The sequence below is a fragment of the Crassaminicella profunda genome (assembly GCF_019884785.1).
Lineage (GTDB): Bacteria > Bacillota > Clostridia > Peptostreptococcales > Thermotaleaceae > Crassaminicella > Crassaminicella profunda.
The window spans coordinates 1,290,814-1,311,752 of the sequence record NZ_CP082326.1 but is presented as its reverse complement, the minus strand read 5'-3'; the positions used below and the strand labels follow the sequence as shown (position 1 = coordinate 1,311,752).

The 20,939-nt window shown below is 29.6% G+C and carries 22 protein-coding genes and 1 pseudogene; 2 read left to right on the top strand and 21 right to left on the bottom strand.

What is annotated here, in order from left to right:
• Positions 1-117: 117 nt before the first annotated feature.
• From K7H06_RS05885 to K7H06_RS05830, 12 genes are all read right to left on the bottom strand, one after another.
• Positions 118-642 (bottom strand): GNAT family N-acetyltransferase, encoded by a 525-nt coding sequence (locus K7H06_RS05885; RefSeq protein ID WP_223038957.1) that lies wholly within the window; start codon positions 640-642, stop codon positions 118-120.
• A gap of 85 nt (positions 643-727) precedes the next feature.
• Entirely contained in the window at positions 728-1,006 is a 279-nt protein-coding gene (locus K7H06_RS05880; protein ID WP_223038956.1) for a hypothetical protein, read from the bottom strand.
• A gap of 411 nt (positions 1,007-1,417) precedes the next feature.
• The gene (locus K7H06_RS05875; protein WP_223038955.1) at positions 1,418-1,891 is read right to left on the bottom strand and encodes an ASCH domain-containing protein; all 474 of its coding nucleotides are present in this window, start codon (positions 1,889-1,891) and stop codon (positions 1,418-1,420) included.
• Between the two features lie 425 nt (positions 1,892-2,316).
• Complete coding sequence (locus tag K7H06_RS05870) at positions 2,317-2,946, bottom strand: CatB-related O-acetyltransferase (protein WP_223038954.1); 630 nt, start codon at positions 2,944-2,946, stop codon at positions 2,317-2,319.
• 95 nt (positions 2,947-3,041) lie between these two features.
• The gene (locus K7H06_RS05865) at positions 3,042-3,578 is read right to left on the bottom strand and encodes an HXXEE domain-containing protein (RefSeq protein WP_223038953.1); all 537 of its coding nucleotides are present in this window, start codon (positions 3,576-3,578) and stop codon (positions 3,042-3,044) included.
• Between the two features lie 382 nt (positions 3,579-3,960).
• A complete protein-coding gene (locus K7H06_RS05860) occupies positions 3,961-4,485 on the bottom strand; it encodes a GNAT family N-acetyltransferase (protein WP_223038952.1) in 525 nt (174 codons plus the stop codon).
• Positions 4,486-4,993: 508 nt separating this feature from the next.
• Positions 4,994-5,851 (bottom strand): GNAT family N-acetyltransferase, encoded by an 858-nt coding sequence (locus tag K7H06_RS05855; protein WP_223038951.1) that lies wholly within the window; start codon positions 5,849-5,851, stop codon positions 4,994-4,996.
• Between the two features lie 457 nt (positions 5,852-6,308).
• Entirely contained in the window at positions 6,309-6,584 is a 276-nt protein-coding gene (locus K7H06_RS05850; RefSeq protein WP_223038950.1) for a 50S ribosomal protein L7/L12, read from the bottom strand.
• A gap of 65 nt (positions 6,585-6,649) precedes the next feature.
• The gene (locus tag K7H06_RS05845) at positions 6,650-7,099 is read right to left on the bottom strand and encodes a GNAT family N-acetyltransferase (RefSeq protein ID WP_223038949.1); all 450 of its coding nucleotides are present in this window, start codon (positions 7,097-7,099) and stop codon (positions 6,650-6,652) included.
• 177 nt (positions 7,100-7,276) lie between these two features.
• Positions 7,277-7,909 (bottom strand): GNAT family N-acetyltransferase, encoded by a 633-nt coding sequence (locus K7H06_RS05840; protein ID WP_223038948.1) that lies wholly within the window; start codon positions 7,907-7,909, stop codon positions 7,277-7,279.
• 326 nt (positions 7,910-8,235) lie between these two features.
• A complete protein-coding gene (locus K7H06_RS05835; RefSeq protein WP_223038947.1) occupies positions 8,236-9,702 on the bottom strand; it encodes an amino acid permease in 1,467 nt (488 codons plus the stop codon).
• Between the two features lie 315 nt (positions 9,703-10,017).
• Positions 10,018-10,611, bottom strand: coding sequence for a TetR/AcrR family transcriptional regulator (locus K7H06_RS05830; protein WP_223038946.1), 594 nt, complete (start codon positions 10,609-10,611; stop codon positions 10,018-10,020).
• Between the two features lie 104 nt (positions 10,612-10,715).
• On the opposite strand from K7H06_RS05830, the gene K7H06_RS05825 reads away from it, so the two are divergent.
• On the top strand, positions 10,716-11,000 hold the full coding sequence (locus K7H06_RS05825) for a YciI family protein (protein ID WP_223038945.1): 285 nt from the start codon (positions 10,716-10,718) through the stop codon (positions 10,998-11,000).
• A 273-nt stretch (positions 11,001-11,273) separates the two neighbouring features.
• Here K7H06_RS05825 and K7H06_RS05820 read toward each other — a convergent pair whose 3' ends face one another.
• From K7H06_RS05820 to K7H06_RS05795, 6 genes and pseudogenes are all read right to left on the bottom strand, one after another.
• The gene (locus tag K7H06_RS05820; protein WP_246637639.1) at positions 11,274-11,951 is read right to left on the bottom strand and encodes a class I SAM-dependent methyltransferase; all 678 of its coding nucleotides are present in this window, start codon (positions 11,949-11,951) and stop codon (positions 11,274-11,276) included.
• Between the two features lie 323 nt (positions 11,952-12,274).
• Positions 12,275-13,060, bottom strand: coding sequence for an alpha/beta hydrolase (locus K7H06_RS05815; protein WP_223038944.1), 786 nt, complete (start codon positions 13,058-13,060; stop codon positions 12,275-12,277).
• Between the two features lie 212 nt (positions 13,061-13,272).
• Positions 13,273-13,737: a VOC family protein gene (locus K7H06_RS05810; RefSeq protein ID WP_223038943.1), complete on the bottom strand. Its 465-nt coding sequence runs from the start codon at positions 13,735-13,737 to the stop codon at positions 13,273-13,275.
• Positions 13,738-13,873: 136 nt separating this feature from the next.
• Positions 13,874-14,713: pseudogene (locus K7H06_RS05805) on the bottom strand (His/Gly/Thr/Pro-type tRNA ligase C-terminal domain-containing protein); the annotation flags it as partial.
• Positions 14,714-14,795: 82 nt separating this feature from the next.
• Positions 14,796-16,145 (bottom strand): TldD/PmbA family protein, encoded by a 1,350-nt coding sequence (locus tag K7H06_RS05800; protein WP_223038941.1) that lies wholly within the window; start codon positions 16,143-16,145, stop codon positions 14,796-14,798.
• Between the two features lie 2 nt (positions 16,146-16,147).
• Positions 16,148-17,536 carry a TldD/PmbA family protein gene (locus K7H06_RS05795; protein ID WP_223038940.1) on the bottom strand — a complete coding sequence of 463 codons (1,389 nt, stop codon included), beginning with the start codon at positions 17,534-17,536 and terminating at the stop codon, positions 16,148-16,150.
• A gap of 241 nt (positions 17,537-17,777) precedes the next feature.
• On the opposite strand from K7H06_RS05795, the gene K7H06_RS05790 reads away from it, so the two are divergent.
• Positions 17,778-18,455: an endonuclease/exonuclease/phosphatase family protein gene (locus K7H06_RS05790; protein ID WP_223038939.1), complete on the top strand. Its 678-nt coding sequence runs from the start codon at positions 17,778-17,780 to the stop codon at positions 18,453-18,455.
• Positions 18,456-18,536: 81 nt separating this feature from the next.
• On the opposite strand, the gene K7H06_RS05785 is transcribed toward K7H06_RS05790, so the two are convergent.
• The 3 genes from K7H06_RS05785 to nagA are packed head-to-tail and all read right to left on the bottom strand — an operon-like array spanning position 18,537 to position 20,927.
• Positions 18,537-19,010 carry a PTS sugar transporter subunit IIA gene (locus tag K7H06_RS05785; RefSeq protein WP_223038938.1) on the bottom strand — a complete coding sequence of 158 codons (474 nt, stop codon included), beginning with the start codon at positions 19,008-19,010 and terminating at the stop codon, positions 18,537-18,539.
• Between the two features lie 11 nt (positions 19,011-19,021).
• Positions 19,022-19,777 carry a glucosamine-6-phosphate deaminase gene (nagB, locus tag K7H06_RS05780; protein WP_223038937.1) on the bottom strand — a complete coding sequence of 252 codons (756 nt, stop codon included), beginning with the start codon at positions 19,775-19,777 and terminating at the stop codon, positions 19,022-19,024.
• Positions 19,758-20,927 carry an N-acetylglucosamine-6-phosphate deacetylase gene (gene nagA, locus K7H06_RS05775; RefSeq protein WP_223038936.1) on the bottom strand — a complete coding sequence of 390 codons (1,170 nt, stop codon included), beginning with the start codon at positions 20,925-20,927 and terminating at the stop codon, positions 19,758-19,760. Before nagA ends, nagB begins: the two co-directional genes overlap by 20 nt.
• Between the last annotated feature and the right edge of the window lie 12 nt (positions 20,928-20,939).

The window sequence follows — 20,939 nt, the reverse complement described above, 5'->3', positions numbered from 1 at the left end:
CTTCTTATATAAATATGTTTTATAGGGGTGATTTAGTTACATTTTTAACTTAATTTGATTCAATACGTAATATAAGAACAATGGGAATTAGTCTATCTATAGATTATATTTATAGCCTTAACCTAAAGTTATCCAATATCTTTGTGTCATTCGGTTTCCTTCTGGTATTTCATTTTCCAATTCTCCACCATTATTTATTATAGTCTTTGCCGATGCAACATTATCTCTATCGCAAGTAATTAAAACTTTTTTAATATTTAATTTTACACATTCTATTAAAGCTAATGATAACATTTTAGTTGCATATCCTTGTTGTCTTTCTGATTTTCTAACACTATAACCTATATGTCCACCAAAATTTAGCAAATAATCATTTAATCTATGTCTAATATCAACCATACCAATTAAACGACCATCATCAGTAGAAATAGCCATATATGTAGTTGCGGGAACTAAACCATCTCTTACAGTTTCTTCTTTTAAATTATCGCAAAATGCACTATACCATTCTTCAAAAGTTTCAGCATTTCTCAAACCCGCAGTACCATCCATACTATCTCCACTTTCAATAAATTCTCTTTTATAATCCATAAGTTTTTCCTTATACTCTGGCGTAGGTAAAACTAATTTCAATCTGTTCATCCTTTTCCTCCAATTATATAAATAATTTTTAATTGGTCATATACGAGTGTTGCGAATTACTCTTTATAATCAATTACAACAAATATTACTCTAATAAAGATTTATATTCATCTACATCATCCCATTTGCCAAAACTTATCCTATAATCATCAGTTGTAGTATTCTTCATAACAATTGGGTTTCCATCATTCAATTTGTTTATAGCTATCTCAAAAGAATTATCATCATTTAATATTAACTCAAAGCTTTGTTTGTTACTCTTAATTCTATATGAGCTGGTATTAACTTTTTCGTAAGTTCCTCTATCAACCTCCCTATTATCAGTCCATTCAACAAAACTATTATCCTTTTCTCTAATTAGCATTTGAATATGATATCCATTCACTTCACTCTGGTAAAAACCTTTTAATGTAGGCGTTTTGGATATAAATCCCCATAATATAAAAATAATTGCTATTGATAAAATAATAAGTTTAGATTTTTTCAGAACAAGAACCTCCCTTTAACGTTTTTGATTCACAAGAATAATTATAGAAAACCCTTACTATGCAAGATAATACTATAGTAATTTGGAATATTTTTCAATATAAACTATACTTAAAGTTATTCTTACACATAGTGTCTTCTTCATAATTCATCATATATACATCCCATCCCTCATAAAAAAATCACCCTCTTCTTATTTAAAGATGATAAAGGTGGGTGATTTAGTTACACTTTTAATTTAGTTTGCATTCAATGCACAATATAAGAATGTTGTATCTTAAATATATTATTACTTATATACCACTTCAAATTCCTCACATACTACTAACATATCTTCCGAAAATTCCATTTCTTGCTCTTTTAATCTTCTAGTATAAACATCTATATGTTCCTTTCGCCAATACTTTAGAGACTTATCCCCTTCACCTTCTGTTTTTGCAAATTCTTCTGTTACTTTTTTGAAAGGTAATACAGTTACTTTCTTTGTTTGAATAATACATTGGGCTATTCCATCCCAATCTGTAACTATACTAAATTCTCTCTCTTCAGGTAATGTTTCACCATCCACTTCATAAAAATAATATAATGAAGTAGTTGCTCTTTTAATGCCTTGTTTAACTAATTTTGCTAAATCATTAGCACTTTTTTCATTATCACAAAAATACCATGAAGTGTAATTTTTATTAGTATTGCTAATATTCTCGCCTATAGACGTTAAATAATTTCCCCACATTTTTTGTACTGATTTATGCTCTTGTTCCATCTTTTAAACTCTCCTTTGTATATCTAGTTTATTAAAGTTTGTCTCTCTTAATTTAATCTTGTGTATAATTTATAACGCAACATTCTACTATTACGAACAAAACCATCACTCATATTCCTTATATTATACAATAGATTTCCTCCGAGATAAAATTTCAAAAATAGTAGCCCCAGTTACAATTGGAAATTCAAAATATGCCTTGAGATTTACTCCCGGCTCGCGCGCTACCGAAGAGCTTATTCCATGCATTTTTCTAAAAGCTTTTATCTCCTATAACGCAAAAATCACCCCTTCTTATATAAATATGATGGTAAGGGGTGATTTAGTTACAATTTTAATTTAGTTTATATTCAATACGTAATATAAGAAAAACAAGACATAAAATACCACTTATTTACTTATAAATACCAAAATATTTTTTTATATCACTCTAACTTATCAATGTTTCCTGATTGAATATATTGAATATTGGTTTGGATTTTTTCATATGGCCAATCCCACCACTTAATTTTCAACAATTTAAAAATCACATCATCACTAAATCTTTTCTTTATAACTTTTGCGGGTACTCCTCCAACAATAGTATAAGGTGGAACATCATTAGTAACTACTGCTCTAGTTCCAATAATTGCACCATCTCCAATTTTCACACCCGACATAATTATGGCATCATATCCTATCCACACATCATTCCCAATTACAATATCACCTTTGTTATCCCAAGCATCTTTTGGTTTTAATGTTTCATCCCATTCTTCTCCAAAAATAGGAAATGTATAAGTAGATAATGATTTCATTGTATGGTTGCCGCTAGTCATGAGAAACTTGGCTTTACATGCAATTGAACAAAACTTTCCAATTATTAATTTATCATTATTTACTGGATAATGATATAATACATTATTTTTTTCAAAATTTCTTGGATTATTATAAAAATCATTGTATATTGTATAATCTCCAACTTTTATATTATCTCTCGTAATTACATTTTTAAGATATATTGTTTGATAATCATTACTTCTTGGATACACTTTATTTGAATTTGGAATAGTCACGTTTAATTCTCTCCTTTATACTAAAATACTTTTCTGACCATCCCATTATTACAATGCATTTCTTCATAAAATCACTCCTTAAAAATTAATTATGTTCATTGACTTTGGTGTTCATATCGAGCTAACCATTTGCTGAATATACTCATACCTTTGTGAATGATACCTAAATTGATTACCATAATTATAAATCCAAAAATAGAATACAAAATTACGGTATTTAATGTGGACACTTTTATGATCTGCTTAATGATATAAATACAGATAGGCAAACAAATAACGCTTGTAACAATAGCAGGAACATATTTTCTTACTATCAGCGTTTGAAAACAATGTATTAACAAATGTAAAGTAAAAGCGATAAATAAGCCTATCCATAGGCTGTACCAATTCATCATATAGGAAATAACTGTAATTATACTAATTAAAATAAATTCTTCTGCTACTCCAAAAGCAAAAGATGCCGTTGTAATATTATCAAAATGAGGTAGTAAATTTTTGGATAATGCAGGAAACCGCTCGCATAAATAGCGTTTATTTTTACTTATCCACACTTGCATGAAAATTATTTCTTCAAAATCGTGGAAAATAAAAAGTATAGGAAAAAGCCATATAATTACTTGTATATTATTCATTTATCCTCACCACCTAATATCCTACATTATAAATAATCTTCGCCCTTTTCTACTATTGTATAGTATGCATTTTATCTTTTTTATAATATTGCACATAACGCATCTATAATATTAGACCAAAATTTAGTATTTATCAATTCTATTTTCTGATTTACTAATAAGAATTCATACATAAGTATTAAAAATATAAGTAATATGATAATAAATGCTTTTAATCTACCTTTCATTTTTCTACGGCGTTATCTCCTATAACGCAAAAAATCTCCCCTTCTTATATAAATATGATAAAGGGGAATGATTTAGTTAAAATTTTAAGCTTATTTATATTCAATACATAATTAATTTGCCAGAAATACTATTTATTAGATATAATTATAAACCCTTACTTATCTATACTTTGTATTGCATATTCTTTTGAAAAATCATTAAGGTTTTTTCCATCCATACGATAGACCCGAATATTTTTCACCATACTTGCACCCCAATTAACATATCGCTCAATTGCAGCTGTGTTCCAATCATGGCACCACCATTCTAAACGATCACAATTTCTTTCTTTAGCAATATGTGCTAAATACGAAAGCATCATTTTTCCAAAACCATTACCTCTTGAATAAGGTTCTATATATAAATCTACTAAGGCAATCCCCGGTTTTCCCAAAAATGTTGAAAAACTTCTATGAAAAAAAGCGAATCCTATAGGCTCTCCTTTATATTCGCCAATAAGAGCTTCTGCTCCACCTTGATCAAACATATATTTTCCTAAGGTATCTGGTGTTACAGTAACTTGATCTAACTCGTTTTCATAAGACGCCAACTCACGAATATACTTTACAATCAAATTCGCATCTTTCTTTTCCGCAAAACGAATCTGAAAGTTAAGTGTTTTTGTTTCAATGCTATCCATCTAATTTTCCTCCTTTAGATTTCAATATTTTACTGTTGTGACGATTACTAAAAATATTATAGTTTATCCTTCTTCACTCATTCTCCCGTCCCAAAAATCGTTTATCATACAGTTCGAAGTTTTCTCTCTCATCAAGAATTTCATAATTGGTGCCAAATAATTCAAAAATGTTAACTCTTGCTTTTTCCATATAGTTTACCTCTTTTCTTGATTTGATTCATTTCTATTTTATCTAATCATCAGGAAAACTACATGATATTTTCTGCTATATTTCTGTGAAAGTATAGGTTTAAATTCTTGGTTCTTTCATTAGGTTCGTACATCATGTATTTTGTTTCTTTATGTAAGTCAAATTGCATTTGTTAAAAGGCATGTGCATCGCTAATTTTAATTTCTCTTATAAACATATTTCATACCTCTCCTATCATTTAAATCCTATTTATTACACATAACACATCTATAATATTATGTAAAGATTTATTATTTACTAATTACATTTTATGATTATTCAACATAACTTTGAAATCATTTCATATTGGCCAATAACATATTCAAATCCTAACTCGAGTAAAAATTCTTTTGTAGATTTACACTCGTTGTCTACATTAAGAACCTCAATCTTACATGATTCTGTATTTTTTAGCAAATCCGTAACAATACTTCTTGCAATTCCTTTACGTCTATAATTCTTATTTACTGCTATTTGAGGAATATCTCCTGTTTTCTTATCAATCACACCATAGCCCACAATGACATCGTCAAAATGTATAATAGAATGTATAAGTGTATCTGATACAGTATTGATTGAATCAATAGAATTTTGCCAAGATGGCACGAAATCCCAGAATTCAGTTAATTGTTCCCAATTAGTTGAACTAATTCTATCCACATGTTTAACTTTGTAGGTTGTTATTGGCTTATATTTATTCTTATCTAACTGAAAGCATGCAAAATTTCTTATAATCTCAAATCCTTGTTTTTTGTAAAGTTGAATTGCAGATGTGTTGGGTTGAAGTACTTCAAGTAAATATTGCTCCACTTTTTTTTCTTTAATCAACTCTCTAATACTTAAAAGCATAGTACTTGTTATCCCTTGTTTCCTATACTCACCTCTAACACCTGTCCCTATGTCATATACAGTTAGATTCCCATTCCAGTTTCTAAATCCATTTAAAACAAATCCCACTAACTCCTCATTTTTAAATGCACCTATGGAAAAGCATGAAACATAACCTCTTCTTTGAAGCATTTGTTGAAACTTCCAAAGGGGCAACTCAATTTTAACTTGATAATCAGAAAATGCACTTACAAATGTTTGATGTAGTATTTCAATATTTGTATTTTCAAGCGTTTTATAAGTAAACATATTTATCTCCCCCTACCTTTAGTTTATATTAAAGTACTTTTGTAACGTATTTTTTACTATTGTGTAACTTCTTCATCACCTACCTCTTTATGGCTGTGACATACTCTAGAAAAGCAAAAGCCACAAGGATGTGGCAACTCTTTCACTTAAACCTTAATCTAGAGTGTCTTTATGTATATTCTTGAAGGCTTACAACTAAACAAATCAATACCATCTTCTATTTATTTATGATTTTATACCATATTTTAACATTTTTCAATTGTCTTTTCTGAATATTCAATGTATACATATCATTCTTATTCTCTAATAGTTTCTTTTTTACATCTCTTTGTCCATAGATCTCCTATAACGCAAAAAATCACCCCTTCTTATATAAATATCATAAAGATGGGTGATTTAGTTACAATTTTAATTTAGTTTGATTCAATACGTAATATAAAAAGATTGTTTACCTATTTTATTCCCTTTCACTTAAGGAATCAACATATTCTTTGGCTTCAAGTAACCCCGCTCCAGTAGACATTCTATATTTTTTAATTGCTTTAATCCTTTTACCTTCTAAAAGAAGACTTTTTAATTCATCCGTTACTGTATCAGGCACTCCAACTTGCTTAGCAATCCTATTTAAATTTACATTTATACGTGCAATATCACTTCGTATCTGACTAATACAACTTACTATACTTATTAATAATATTGCTCCTATGAGTCTCCAAATAATTGTATTATTCATAATTTTACTCCTTTTAAGTTTGTATAATTTCCATTTTATAAAGCTTATCTTATATATTTTCTAACTTAATTACTACTTTCCAACTTCATGATTATTGTATCAATACCAGCAGGATTTTTTCCACCATCTTTATAATCTTTAAATCCAAATTGCATATATACCTTTCTTGCGGGTTTACCAGCTTTCACATTTGAAGAAAAAGTTTGTACAAATACAGGCTTTTTATTATTTAAACAATCAATTGCTTCTTTTACTAATTGATATCCATATCCCTTTCCTCTGTATTTTTTTCTGACTGCTAACCAAGCTATTTCATTCTCATCTTTATTAATTGCAATGATTCCTCCAATATCATTATTAGTATCTACAATGCAAAAAGCTGATACATTAGATATGCATTCTTTTATTCCTTTTTTAAAATCTTCACATCCTACCATTTCACCAAATAAGGGTTCAACCTCTCTAGCTAATTCTAACCATACATTGAAATCTTGATCCGTAACAACTCTAATCATAAGTGACCTCTCTTTCTAAATTCAACATTTTAACTGACTACGTTTTTTCTGACACTTAAATTTATTATCTTCTCTTAAAAAGCTATAATAATTTTTTCAATGATTACAGCAGTATCTCCAATTTTTAAGGGAAGTCATTTTGACTTCCCTTCATTTCTTTTTTAAGAATCTTACGAATTAACTCTTTAATAATTTGTTACATATATTATGATTACTTATCGAAGAATGTTTTTCCTTATAAGGAAACTGTTTTTCAAAAATAATTAATTCGTCCTTATTTATTTCAAAAACAGAATCCTCGTAAAACTTGCCCGAAATTCCTTCAAGTGAACCTTCATATAATTCTAATACCATGAAATCTTCAAAATTATCTCCCCATGATGTTTTAATTTTATACTTCTTAGCATTGTCAAAACCAAAGCGATGATAATAGTTTGGATTACCAAAAATTACGATTGCATTATAACCTAATGTTTTGGCAACTTTAATAGAATGGTTCATAAGTAGAGTTCCAATTCCTTTACCTTGATAAGAAGGTAATACCCCAAGAGGTCCCATGCACAGAATTTCAAACTCCTCATTATTTTCATTAATTACCTTTGCTTTTGAATAAATTACATTACCAACAATTGTTTCTTCATCATATGCAACAAAATCTAATTCTTTGATAAATGCATTTGTCTTTCTGATTTTATGAACTACTAAATGTTCATCACAACCAGGTTTATATACATCCCAAAATGCCTCTCTTGTCAAGTTTTCCACATTTCTAAAATCATTTTCATTTTCTAATCTAATTGATATATGCATTTTTAATATACTCCTTTGATATGTTATTTTTTAATCAACCAAATATAGGGTGATAAAAGAATAACACGCAAAGTAATAATATATGTTCAAATAGTATCTTAGGCGTGTTATTCAAAAACCACCCTTAATACAATGCTCTTTTTACTCATCACAAAAATACTCCCTTTCTTTACATAATACTGTTATTATATCATATATTTTACATTAATATAATTTACAGTGTTTATAGAGTTCACTCCTATCCATAATATTATCCGTCCAAACTTTTAATAACAAATTCCTGTTCAATAATCCTTAAAAAATCAATTTTCAACATCATCATTTTATTATTTTTTCTTTTTTTCTTCTCCCTTTAATTTATCAGGAACTAACTCTTCTGAAGTTTCCATATGCACTTTAGGATCAAATGTTCTTACTGGCTTGATAGATTTTGGAACTTTATCTTTATAACTACCCTCTTTTAAATTTTGGGAAAAGTATTTCTTTACAAAATATAATGCTGTATATAGTAATACCAATGTAACACCCGCTACCAACCCATATCCTTGTCCTTCAACTAATGGCATACTCAGTATAATACCCATTAAACTTAATATTGCCATCCACGAAGAAAATGGATAACCTGGTAGTTGGCATTTCCCATTTGGTGGACACCCATTTTTCTTTCGAAATTTATGATGTGTAACTAATATCACTAAATACGTAAAAAGTAGAGCAAATCCACCTGAGCTAACTAGAAAAATATACACTTTCTCTGGTAACACAAATCCGAAAAATAATCCTAAAAGCATTGCAATACCTGAGAAAATAATCCCTCTATAAGGAATATCCCCTTTATCTTTTAACCATAGTGGAGCATGTCCTTCATCTGCAAGAGAGCGAATCATTCTACCGAGACCAAACATAGCTGCTAACATAGTAGAAAGGATAGCTGTTATTAATACCACATTCATTGCCCCTCCAGCCCAACCTAGATTCCACCTTGTCAATGCCAATACCATTGGACTTTTTTCTTCTGTAAACTGATTAATAGGGATTAATGGTAAAAGCACCATAATAGCTGCTACATATAATCCTACCAAAATGATTACAGTATAAGCTATAGCTTTTGGAACTGTCTTATGAGGATTACTAGTCTCCGAAGCTGCTAAACCAATAATTTCAAATCCAGCATATGTAAACATAACAATCAGCATACTTCCTGCAATCCCTAAAATGCCACCAGGAAACCAAGATTCTTGCTGCAAAGCACCCATTCCAATCTTTGGTGCATCTAACCCAATATCAAAAATCAACATGATTCCTAATACAATAAATCCAACAATCGCCAAAAGTTTAATGGTAGCTAAGCCACTTTCTAATTTGCTTAATTTATCAGCTCCTAGTAAGTTAAGCAGTGTAACGATAATAATGATAATTGAGCCAATTAAAGGTAAAGAAATATTGGGTATCCAACCTTTCAGAAAAATAGATACAGCTGTTGCTTCACTAGACATGGCCAAGGCAATTCCCGTCCAATAGACCCATCCTACTACAAACCCTACCCCTGGACCATATGCTTTCTCAGCAAAGGTTCTAAAAGATCCTGGAGCTGCATCTACTACTGTCATCTCCGATAAAGCAAAAAGAATAAAATATACTAAAATACCTCCAAGTATATACGAAATGACAACAGCAGGTCCTGCTGCACGAATGGCTACAGAAGATCCAAGGAAAAAAGATCCTCCAACAACTGTCCCAAGTGCCATCATAGCTAATTGTCCTGCCGTCAAACCGTTATGAGATTCTTTCATCCTCATACCTCCTATATGCTATGTTTTTTAAATAGTATTTACATATTATTGAGAAGCTACTCATTCATTCTGCGTTATAGACGATTTATGTAAATAAAAAAGCATAAATTGCCATTTAGCAAACTTATGCTTTATCTCAAATTATTCACAAAAATTTATAAACACTCTGTAAAAACCTGTTTCATCTAATCTTTGACTATAAAAATTCATCACCCATTAGGTGAAAAATGGTGAGTGATTTAGTTACAATTTTAATTTAGTTTCATTCAATACGTAATGTAAGAAGAACACGAATTAATTCAATACATATTATACTCATAATGTTTTTAAAATTTTACCAATATATTTTTCTCCTTTTTTCACAATATCAAATTCTGCATTCGAAAAACACCATGAAGCCATAAGTCCTCTCACAAAACTTTCTAGATATAAAAATATTTCTTCTCCTGTTTGTTCTGTCTCAAATACCTTTTGGTCAATTCCTTCTAAAATTAACATTTTTAATTCTTTAGTAAATCCTCGTCTTTCAAAATGTTTGCTCTCTTGCGATGTACATTCTGTTAAATTAGTCACATAAGCCCGACATGTCATCTCATATCCAGCATGATTAGTAAACATAAGTTCTGATATGAAAAATTTTTCTATTTTATCCTTAATACTCATATTTTCATCTTGTGAAATAAAATTTTGATATTGTTTTAGAACAAACTGACCCATATCAGAATAGTAACTTTCTTTTATAATGTCTTCTTTGGAATTATAATGAACATAAAAAGTACCCTTTGCAACCCCTGCTTTCTCGCATATCTGACTTACAGTAACATTGTCATATCCTTTTTCTTTAATGAGTGCAATAGCAGTTTCAAATACCTTATTTTTCGTAAGAACAGCTTTTTCTTTTCTTAACATATATATTCCTTTCTTGACGCCTTTTCATTATGAGTGTATAATAATGACCATAGTCACTGACTGTAGTCATTATTATATTAAACTATTTAAAGGAGAAAATCAACATGTTTATACTAAATCTTACCTATACCAAACCGATTGTCCAAGTAGAAAAATATTTGTCTAATCATATAGCATTCCTAGACAAATACTATAACACTGGAAAATTTATTTGTTCTGGAAGGAAAAATCCACGTACAGGTGGAATCATTCTTTGTAATGCTCAAGATATTAATGAAGTTAATACTATACTAAGCGAAGACCCCTTTTACAAAGAAAAAATTGCTAGTTATGAAATTATCGAATTTCTTCCTACCAAATATGCAGCCAGTTTTAAATCTTTTATTTAATAACAATGTAAAATCCCCAGCTTTATATTCTATGACTGGGGATTTTATAATTTAAAACAGATCTTCTAAGATTATTTTGAAGTATAGTCCATCCTTTTTTTACAACTCAAACTCTCTATACCTAAATCTGCATCTAAATTATAAATTTATACCAAATTTTAGTACTTTTCAACACATGTAGATATTCTCCTTATTCTATAATAGTTTCTTTATAACTATAATTTATCTCTACTGAGCGCTTTTTTACTATTATGTAGCATGTATTTTTTCAGTCTATTTTTTATGAATAATAAGAAAAACACTTGACTCATCTACCTCTTGAATTTGGTATTCATACCCTGATAAAGATCCAATCATTTTCAAATCTTTTGGAGTATGAGTAATTGCTTTAAAACCGTCCTTACAAATTATAACCCCATCTTTTGTTTTATCTAAATCAAGCTCCCCTAGCAACTTCTTTTCAGCCTGCTCTTTAAACCACATTAGCCTATACTCCCAAAATTTTTCACTGTAAGTGCTAAAATAAACTTTTCCACCACTCACAACCATTCCCAAAATCTTTTCAATAAACTCTGGTGATGTAGCCTTCATTGCAGACAAACCGTTTTGCAAACAAAGTATTACATCGAACTTCTCTTCGAATGTAAGATTATGTACATCCATGGTCATAATTTCCGCATTGGAATTATCCTTCAAATATTCCTTACCTAACAAAACACTTTCATCGGAAATGTCAATACCAACAATTGATTTACAATTACCTGCCAATTCCTTTACAATACGTCCATAACCTGCACCTAATTCCAAAACCCTTTCAATGCCTATCAGATTATCTCTAACAAAAGAAATTTCCGCATTCAAATACTGTTTTACTCTGGGAATTTTGGTTTCGTACACCTTAAACAGCTTTTGTGCATTTAGGTTTTGTGCATAATAATTGTTCTCCATCATTAATAAACCTCCCTCTATATTTTTTAGTACAGCGTAATCAAACAATAATTGCCATTAACTCACATATGATCAAGCAACTCACTATTATTAATATTCTCTATCTTTATTCTACTTTTAAAATTCTGTTTTCTTATCTATTTTCCTTTTAATTATAATTCTACTTAAACTCCAATAACACAAAAAATCATCCCCTTCTTATGCACATTTGCCGCTTTAGGATGATTTTTTTACAATTTTATTTAAAAAGAAAGGGCAGTTACCTGCCCCCATCTTTTCATTGTCATCGTTGCCATACTACAACAATACCAATTCATAATTAAACTTTATTTCAGCGAAACATTTTTCAAAGCTTTCCTAATAGATTCATTAAAGAAATACCAATCATGTTTGCCTTCCCATTCTTCAAAAGTAAAATCAAAATCAAGCATTCTCATGTCTTCCTTAAACCGAATATTACACTCTCTCAGATAATCTTCAGTTCCACATGTAGCATATATGATTGGTTTCTTTTTCTTATGATTTATCTTCTTGGCCAAATCCATAATTTCATATTTTGAACTCCACTCTAGTTCAGGACCAAAAGCTGCATAAAAATCATTTACCGTTTGCTCACCATAAGCTTGTTTGAATTCTTCGGTATGACCATATAACCTTTGCATATCTAAGCCTTCTTTCAGATATAAACAAGCTGATGAAAATGCACAACAATAGCCATACTGTTCTGGCTTTGATAAAGCACATTTTAAAGCTCCATAGCCACCCATTGATGCCCCCATGATTATAGTATCTTCTCTTTGGGATGAAATATTAAAAATACTTTTACAAATTGCAGGGAGTTCTTCTGAAATATAGCTGAAATATTTCAATCCATATTTCATATCTGTATAAAAGCTTCTTGCTACTTCTGGCATGATAAATATAATATTATAATCATTTGCAAATGCAGGTAACATCGTATAATCTACTAAGTCTCCACTTCTTCCGCACAAACCATGCAACAAATAGGCTACTTTGTATTTACCTTCTTCTGCAATTTCATTAGGTGCAACAACTGTAATTCCTGTTTCCATTTCAAGTATTTTAGAAAATGTATTTCCTCTTAATATCATTTTAACTTTGCTCCTTTATCATTTAAATTTTAATATAAACAATTATGAAAATAGCAAAGTTAAATTGGACGGTTATTTTCTCCATGCAATTTTATCCCAATTTAACTCTGCATGGAGTTAATACAATGCATAACCTCATATTCTTCTCCCCCCTTGTAATTCTTTGTATTGAAATATTTGTTTTATTCACTACAATTTATATAAATACTTTCCTATAAGCATTTCCTCACAAATTCAATTGGGTGTTGAGTACGCTTTGCTGTTTCTTCAACCGATAATCCTTGACTTAAAAATCTTTTTACTACACTTTCCATACTTTCCCCAACTTCTATAATATGCATATCAGGGTCATAAAATCTAATAACCTTTTGCCCCCATGGATGTTCTATTAAATTATGAATATACTTTAGTCCATTAGTGTTCTTTAGTCTTTCTATGAAACTATCTATATTTTCTTCCTCAAAATACAATTCAAAATTATTTGGTTTAATGGCTATATCCCCTTGATTTATGGTAATCATATTTGCAAAATGTGATTTTAATTGTATAGCAAAATCCCCTTCATACATGACATTTTCTCCAAAGTCGTACTTTACTTTTTGATTTAGTATATTCTCATAAAAATTTCTTGCAACATGCATATTGTTAACAACAATAAGTGGACACTTAAATTTCATTTTATTATCCTCCTGTTATATAAATAATCTTTATATTATATTACTGTTTTATAGTATGCACTTTATATTTTTTATAATATTTTGGCAATGCAGATAATACCTCTATAAGATTATACCAAATTTTAGAATTTATCAATTATATTTTTGATTTTTTATAATTTATACTAACTTCCTCACCTGATCTCATATTTTTTATTTTTACTTCATTTCTTGTTACCTCCTCTTCTCCAATTAATATCACCTTCTCTATCCCTAGCTTATTAGCATAATTCATTTTTTTCTTCAAAGAAGCATCTTCAAAATATATGGTAACTCCATAACCTCTTTCTTGTAGACTTCTCATGATCCTTCCACAATACTCAAGTGTATCTCCTATTGGTATTATTAAATAATCTAATTTTCTTTTTACATTATATTTGTCAATAAATCCTATTTCCTTTAAAATAAAAAATAATCTTGTTATTCCTATAGAAATTCCTACTCCTGGTAATATGTTATTTGTATAATTTTCCGCTAAGTTATCATATCTTCCACCTGAACAAATAGAGCCATAACCATCATTTCCTACTAACAATGTTTCAAAAACCGTTCCAGTATAATAATCTAACCCTCTTATAATCTTTATATTAATTTCAAATTCCTTATTCTCTACGCCTAAAAACGCTAGTGCCAATTTAACTTTTTTCAATTCCTCAATTCCTTCAATGAAATGCCTATTTTTAACATTAATCTTTGAGAGCTTTTCTAGTATTTCTTCATTTGTTCCTTTAATATCTAATATACTATTTAAATATTCGCTCTTATCCTCACCTATTAAATTCATAAGTTCATCACAAAATTTTACTTTTCCAATTTTATCGTATTTATCTATTAATATCATTACTTCATTAGGATTATCTATTTCTAATTCATTTAAAATCCCCTTTAGTATTTTTCTATTACTAACTTGAAATTTCCTTCTATTATAATCCATTACTAATTATTATGACAAATACTCTGCATTTTTACATGAAAAAACTTTTATAAATTGCATAGAAATATAATTTTTTGAAAGACTTCTATTCTCCTGCAATAGAAAGTCTTTTAACTTTTATAGAAGGTGACCCTACATACCCCATTGATGGCATAGCAAATGATAAGTCATTTCCTATCTCTTCAATATTTTTTAGTACCTCGAAAAAGTTTCCTGAAATAGTTATTCCATTTATAGGTCTTTTTATTTTGCCTTTTTCTATTAAATAAGCTTTAGCTGCTAATGAAAAATCCCCTGACACAGTATTTAGACCAGAATGAAGCCCTTGAACATCTATGATCATTAAACCTTTATCCATAGTTTTTAATATTTCATCTAAACTTTTATCACCATTTTCAATATACATATTCGTAGGGGCTATAGATACAGTCCCTTTATATGATCCTTTATAGGCATTGCCTGTTGACATGACTTTAGCTTTCTTCGCACTTTTTAAATTATGAAGGTAGGTTTTTAAAACTCCATTCTCTATGATTTTTTTATATTTTGTAGCTACCCCTTCTCCATCAAAAGATGTAGCTATACCATCTTTATAAAAAGGATCATCTACAATAGTTATTTTCATATCTGCTATTTTTTTATTTATTTTATCCTTTAAAAGGGATAAACCTTTCTCCACATTTTCTCCATTAAATATAGGACTAAATGCTTTAAGTATATTTGCAAAAGTACTATTTCTGATTACAACAGGATACTCATTAGATTTTATACTTTTTGCCTCAAGAAGAGATAAAGCTTCGTTTACAGCTTCTTTAGATAACTTCTTATAGTCAAATTCTGAAAAATCATTGGATACTATATATTTATATGATGTTTTTATATCCTCATTTTCTTTTACAACAACTGAAATATATGAATATGCAATATTGCTTTTATTTTCTAAATCAAGTCCTTTCGTGTTAACTAAAAGGCTATATGTTTCTTCTTGCCCATAGGAACAATAATTCACAGCATCAACTCTAGAATCTAACTCCAAAGCATACTTTTCTAAGTTCTTTAAAAAATCAATTTTATCTTCTACCTCTATTTTTTCTAAGTCTTCATTGAAGTTATTTATTGTTTTATATTCCTTTGAACCTTCAAATATATACTCTTCATCTTCACTATCTATTACTTTACTATTTTCTATAGCTTCATTTATAAGCAGATCTACTGAATCCATATCTATCTTTTCAGTATATGAATAGCCCATCTTACCCTTATATATCCCTCTAAAGGATAGTCCCCCTTCATCAGATATACTAAAGTTATCTATTTCTTTTTTGAAAACTTTTAAATTAAGACTTTTATCTCTTTGTATAAAAACTTCCATATCTTTAAATCCTATAACTTGCCCTTTATGAAATAAAAGGTCTATTATTTTTCTATAGTCCATTGTTATTCCTCCTTTCTTCCTCCTACAGTCATAGCCTCAACTCTTATTACAGGCTGACCTACATTTACAGGTATAGAACCACTAGATGAACCACACATTCCTTGACCATATGCTAAATTATTTCCTACCATATCTATTTTATTTAACGTTTCAGATCCGCTCCCTATTAATGTTGCTCCTCTTACAGGTTCACATATCTTTCCATTTCTTATCATATATCCTTCCATTACTGCAAAATTAAAATCTCCCGTAGCTGGGTTTACAGAACCTCCACCCATTTTTTTAGCATATAATCCATATTCTGTTCCTTGTATTATTTCTTTAAAGGTAGATTTTCCATTTTGTATATATGTATTCGTCATTCTTGATGTTGGAGCATACTTATAGGATTGTCTTCTCCCTGAACCTGTACTTTTCATTCCCATTTTTATTCCATTTAGTTGATCGATCATATATCCCTTTAATATTCCATTTTCAATGAGTACATTTTTTCTCATCTTTGTTCCTTCATCATCAATATTTTGAGAACCCCATGCATTTAAAATAGTTCCATCATCTATTGCTGTTACTACATCAGATGCAATCTTTTGACCTATTTTTCCTGCAAATACAGATGTTCCTTTAGCCACAGATGTTGCTTCTAATCCATGTCCACAAGCTTCATGAAATATGACTCCACCAAAGCCATTATCTATTACTACAGGCATTTTACCACTAGGACAATACGATGCATTCACCATTGTTTTTGCAATTCGTGCAGCTTCTTTGGCATAATCTTCAATGTTTATTTTTTCATAAAATTCAAATCCCATATGCGCTCCTGGTGCACAATGTCCCGATTGCATTTCACCTTTTCTTGATGCAACTGCATTTATTGCTGTTCGAGTTCTTACTCTTCGATCTTGAACAAATAGTCCTTCGGAATTAGCTATAAGCACCCTTTGATCTTCATCCATATATCTTACTCTTACTTGAGAAATTATGTTGTCATAGTTTTTTGCACTATAGTAAGCTTTTTTCATCAGCTCTACCTTTTTAGATTTTTGAATATCTAATGGATACTGTTGAATGAAATGAATATTATTTATAGAATCTTTCATTAAATTTATAGTTATATCTTTTTTTATAGCGCCAACTACCATAGCTGCTTTTTTAGCTACTTTTATTAAATTTTCTTTAGAGGAATCATTTGTATAAGCATATATACTGTTTGTCCCATAAAATATTCTTATCCCTACACCATAGTCCCTTCCTGATATACCATTTTCAATTTTACCACCTACCATATTAAGTGCTGTGTTGAATTTATCCTCTACAAATACTTCAGCAAAATCGCCACCTGTAGATAAAGCACTATATAATACATCTTCTATAATAGATTGTTTTAGCATATTTAAACCTCCTTTGGTAATATCTTCATATTATACTAAGGATTATATACTATTTCTATTGTTTTTCAAAGAAAAAAAAGACAACTCTACTCCATGAATAAAAGAGTTGTCTTTCTATGATTTTTGTTTAATTCAACAGAATTGCCACTGTGATCTATTCATATACTACTCCTCCAACATCATATATTATATTTATATAAGTTTTTATGAATAAGATATCTATTTTTTAAGGAGGGCTTTCATGAAAGATGATCGATATTTTTTAAAAGTCATAACCTATAATATTCATAGTGGAAAGAATTTATCAAATCTTCCCCAATTAAATGATATTATTGAATTCTTTAAAAATGAACATGCTCATGTTATTGGTGTTCAAGAAATCAATGAAAATAATCAACGTGGTAATCAAGTTAGTCAAATAGAAAATGCTTTAAAGATGAATTCTGCCTTTGCACCAAACGTAAAAATTGGTAATGGCTACTATGGTGTGAGTACTTTTACCTCTTTTAAAATATTGAAAGTTCATTATCTTCCTTTGCCCAGCCAAAAAGAACAACGTGGATTAATACATACAGTCTTAAAAATAGGAAACAAAAAACTTAATGTTTTAAATACCCATTTAGGTTTAAGCGTTGATGAAAGAAATAAACAATTTAAAATAATTGAAAAATACCTCAATTCACTCCATTCACCCTCCATCTTAATGGGAGATTTTAATACTACTACTCCAAAATTCAACTCTCTTACTATGATGGATACTGCAATACAAATGGAAAAATCATTTTTACCTACATTTATACCATCTGAAAAACGCATTGATTATACATTCACTTCTAAACCCATAAAAATACTTCATTATAGCGTCATTCCTGTAAAAATGTCTGATCATTATCCTGTTATGGTAGATATTCTACTATAATATTTTTCATAAATCATGTCCTACCTAAAAAATACCCTGTTATGATCTACAAACTGGGTATTTTTTATACTGCATTCATCCCTACTTTTTAACCTTTATTTTTAAAATCTCTTCATTGTTGTTTAAATTCTTACTCATATTTTCTACCTTATCCATATTTGTAATCACAACAGGTGTTATAGTATCCTTTCCTGACTTTTTTATATAATTTAAATCTACTTCAATAATACCTGTTCCCTTTTTCACATCTGTTCCAACTTCTACAAGTCTTTTAAAACCTTCTCCTTTTAAATTTACTGTGTCTATCCCAATGTGTACTAATATTTCTAATCCTTCTTTTGTAATTATTCCAAAAGCATGATTCGTAGGAAATATTTGTGCAATTTTTCCATCACAAGGAGCAACTGCAATATTACTATTTGGTCTTACAGCTACACCATCTCCAAGCATCTTGGTTGAAAAAGCAGGATCATCTACTTCTTTAATATCCACTATTTCTCCCTTAAAAGGGGCTTTGAGTGTGATTTCCTTATTTTTACTAAAAAAGCGTAACATTTTTCGTCCTCCTACAAGTATTCTTCTTTTAATTTTTCTAAATCTAATTTTGATGCAGCTTCCTTATCCATCACAAAAACCACGTCTGGATGTAACTGTAAAACAGATGCAGGAAGTTCAGGAGTTATTTTACCATAAATAGCTCCATAAATAACCTCTGCTTTTTCTTTTCCACTTGCTAAAAGTATAATCTTTTTAGCATGCATAATCGTTTTTATTCCCATACTTATGGCTTTTGTAGGTACGTCTTTTATCGAATCAAAGAATCTTGAGTTATCCTCTATAGTCTGCTCGTCTAACTTTACCATATGGGTAAGAGCTTCAAATTTTATATCTGGTTCATTAAATCCTATATGTCCATTCCTTCCGATTCCCAAAACTTGTAAATCTATACCTCCACTTTTTCTAATCTTTCTTTCATATTCTAAAGATTCTTTATGAATATCCATTGCCCTACCATTTGGGATATTTAAATTTTTTATGTTTATGTTGATATGTTTAAAAAAATTTTCATACATATAATAGTAATAGCTTTGCTCATCTTCCTTATTTAGGTCGCAATATTCATCAAGATTAAAAGTAGTCACTTCTTCAAAGTCAATATGACCCTCTTCATAGGTTTTTATAAGCTGTTTATACATTCCTAAAGGGGTAGCACCTGTAGCCAATCCTAGAACACTATCAGGCTTTAAAATCAGTTGGCTAGCTACAATATTCGCAGCTTTTTTACTCATCTGATCATAATTGTCAACGCAAATAATCCTCATTCGTTTTCACCTCATATACTATATTTCCATCTATTATGGTACAAATCACATTCATATCTTCATCAAAAATAACAAAATCTGCAATTTTCCCTTTTTGGATACTCCCTAGTTGATTATCTACTCCTATGGCTTTTGCGGGATTTATACTTGCCATATTGATAATTTCATTCAATTTGTAATTCGTATGATCTCTAATATTCCTTACAGCTTCATTTAATTTAAGTATGCTTCCTGCTAGAGTCCCATCCTCAAGCCTTGCAGATTTTTTATCTACAATTACCTTTTTACCCCCTAATTCATATTCTCCACAAATCATGCATCCTGCTCTCATAGAATCTGTGATTAAAATAATTCGATTTTTTTTATTAATGTCTATAAAAGCCTGAAAAAAACCTTTATGCACATGAATCTTATCTGCAATGAGTTCACAAAATATATCCCTTGAAAATACAGCTCCTATGACCCCTGGATTTCTATGATGAAGTCCTGTCATCCCATTAAAGGTATGTGTTACACAATGAACTCCTCCATCTATGGCTTTTAGTGCTTGTTCAAAAGTAGCTCCTGTATGGCCCATGGAAAGCTTTATATTTTTATGTTTTTTCATCTTTTCTATAAATAGACTATTTTCATCTTCCTCTGGTGCAAAAGTTATAATTTTTAATAGATCTAAATAAGGTTTTACAAACTCATAATCAGGTTTTATAATATATTTTTCATTTTGAGCCCCTCTATATTTTTTACTAATAAAAGGCCCTTCTAGATGTGCACCTAAAACTTTTGCGCCTTCTAATTTTTTATTCATACACGCTCTGATATTTTCTAATGCTTTTTTTATAGCTTCTTTAGACAAGGTCATTGTTGCAGGTAAAAAACAAGTTACTCCTGTTTTGGCTATAGATTTTGAAATCTTATTTATTGCATCAATAGTAGCATCCATCGTATCAAAACCTGCTGACCCATGTATATGAAGATCAATTAACCCGGGAGATACAAAGTTGCCTTTTGCATCTATGATTTCTCCTACATAATCTAATTGTTTAAAATCATTTTTTTTAACTAGATCTACTATTTTATTTGTATATAAAAGTACAAAATCATTTAAAATACCCTCTTCTAAAATGATTTTAGCATTGATAATAGCTTTCATAAAATCCTCTCC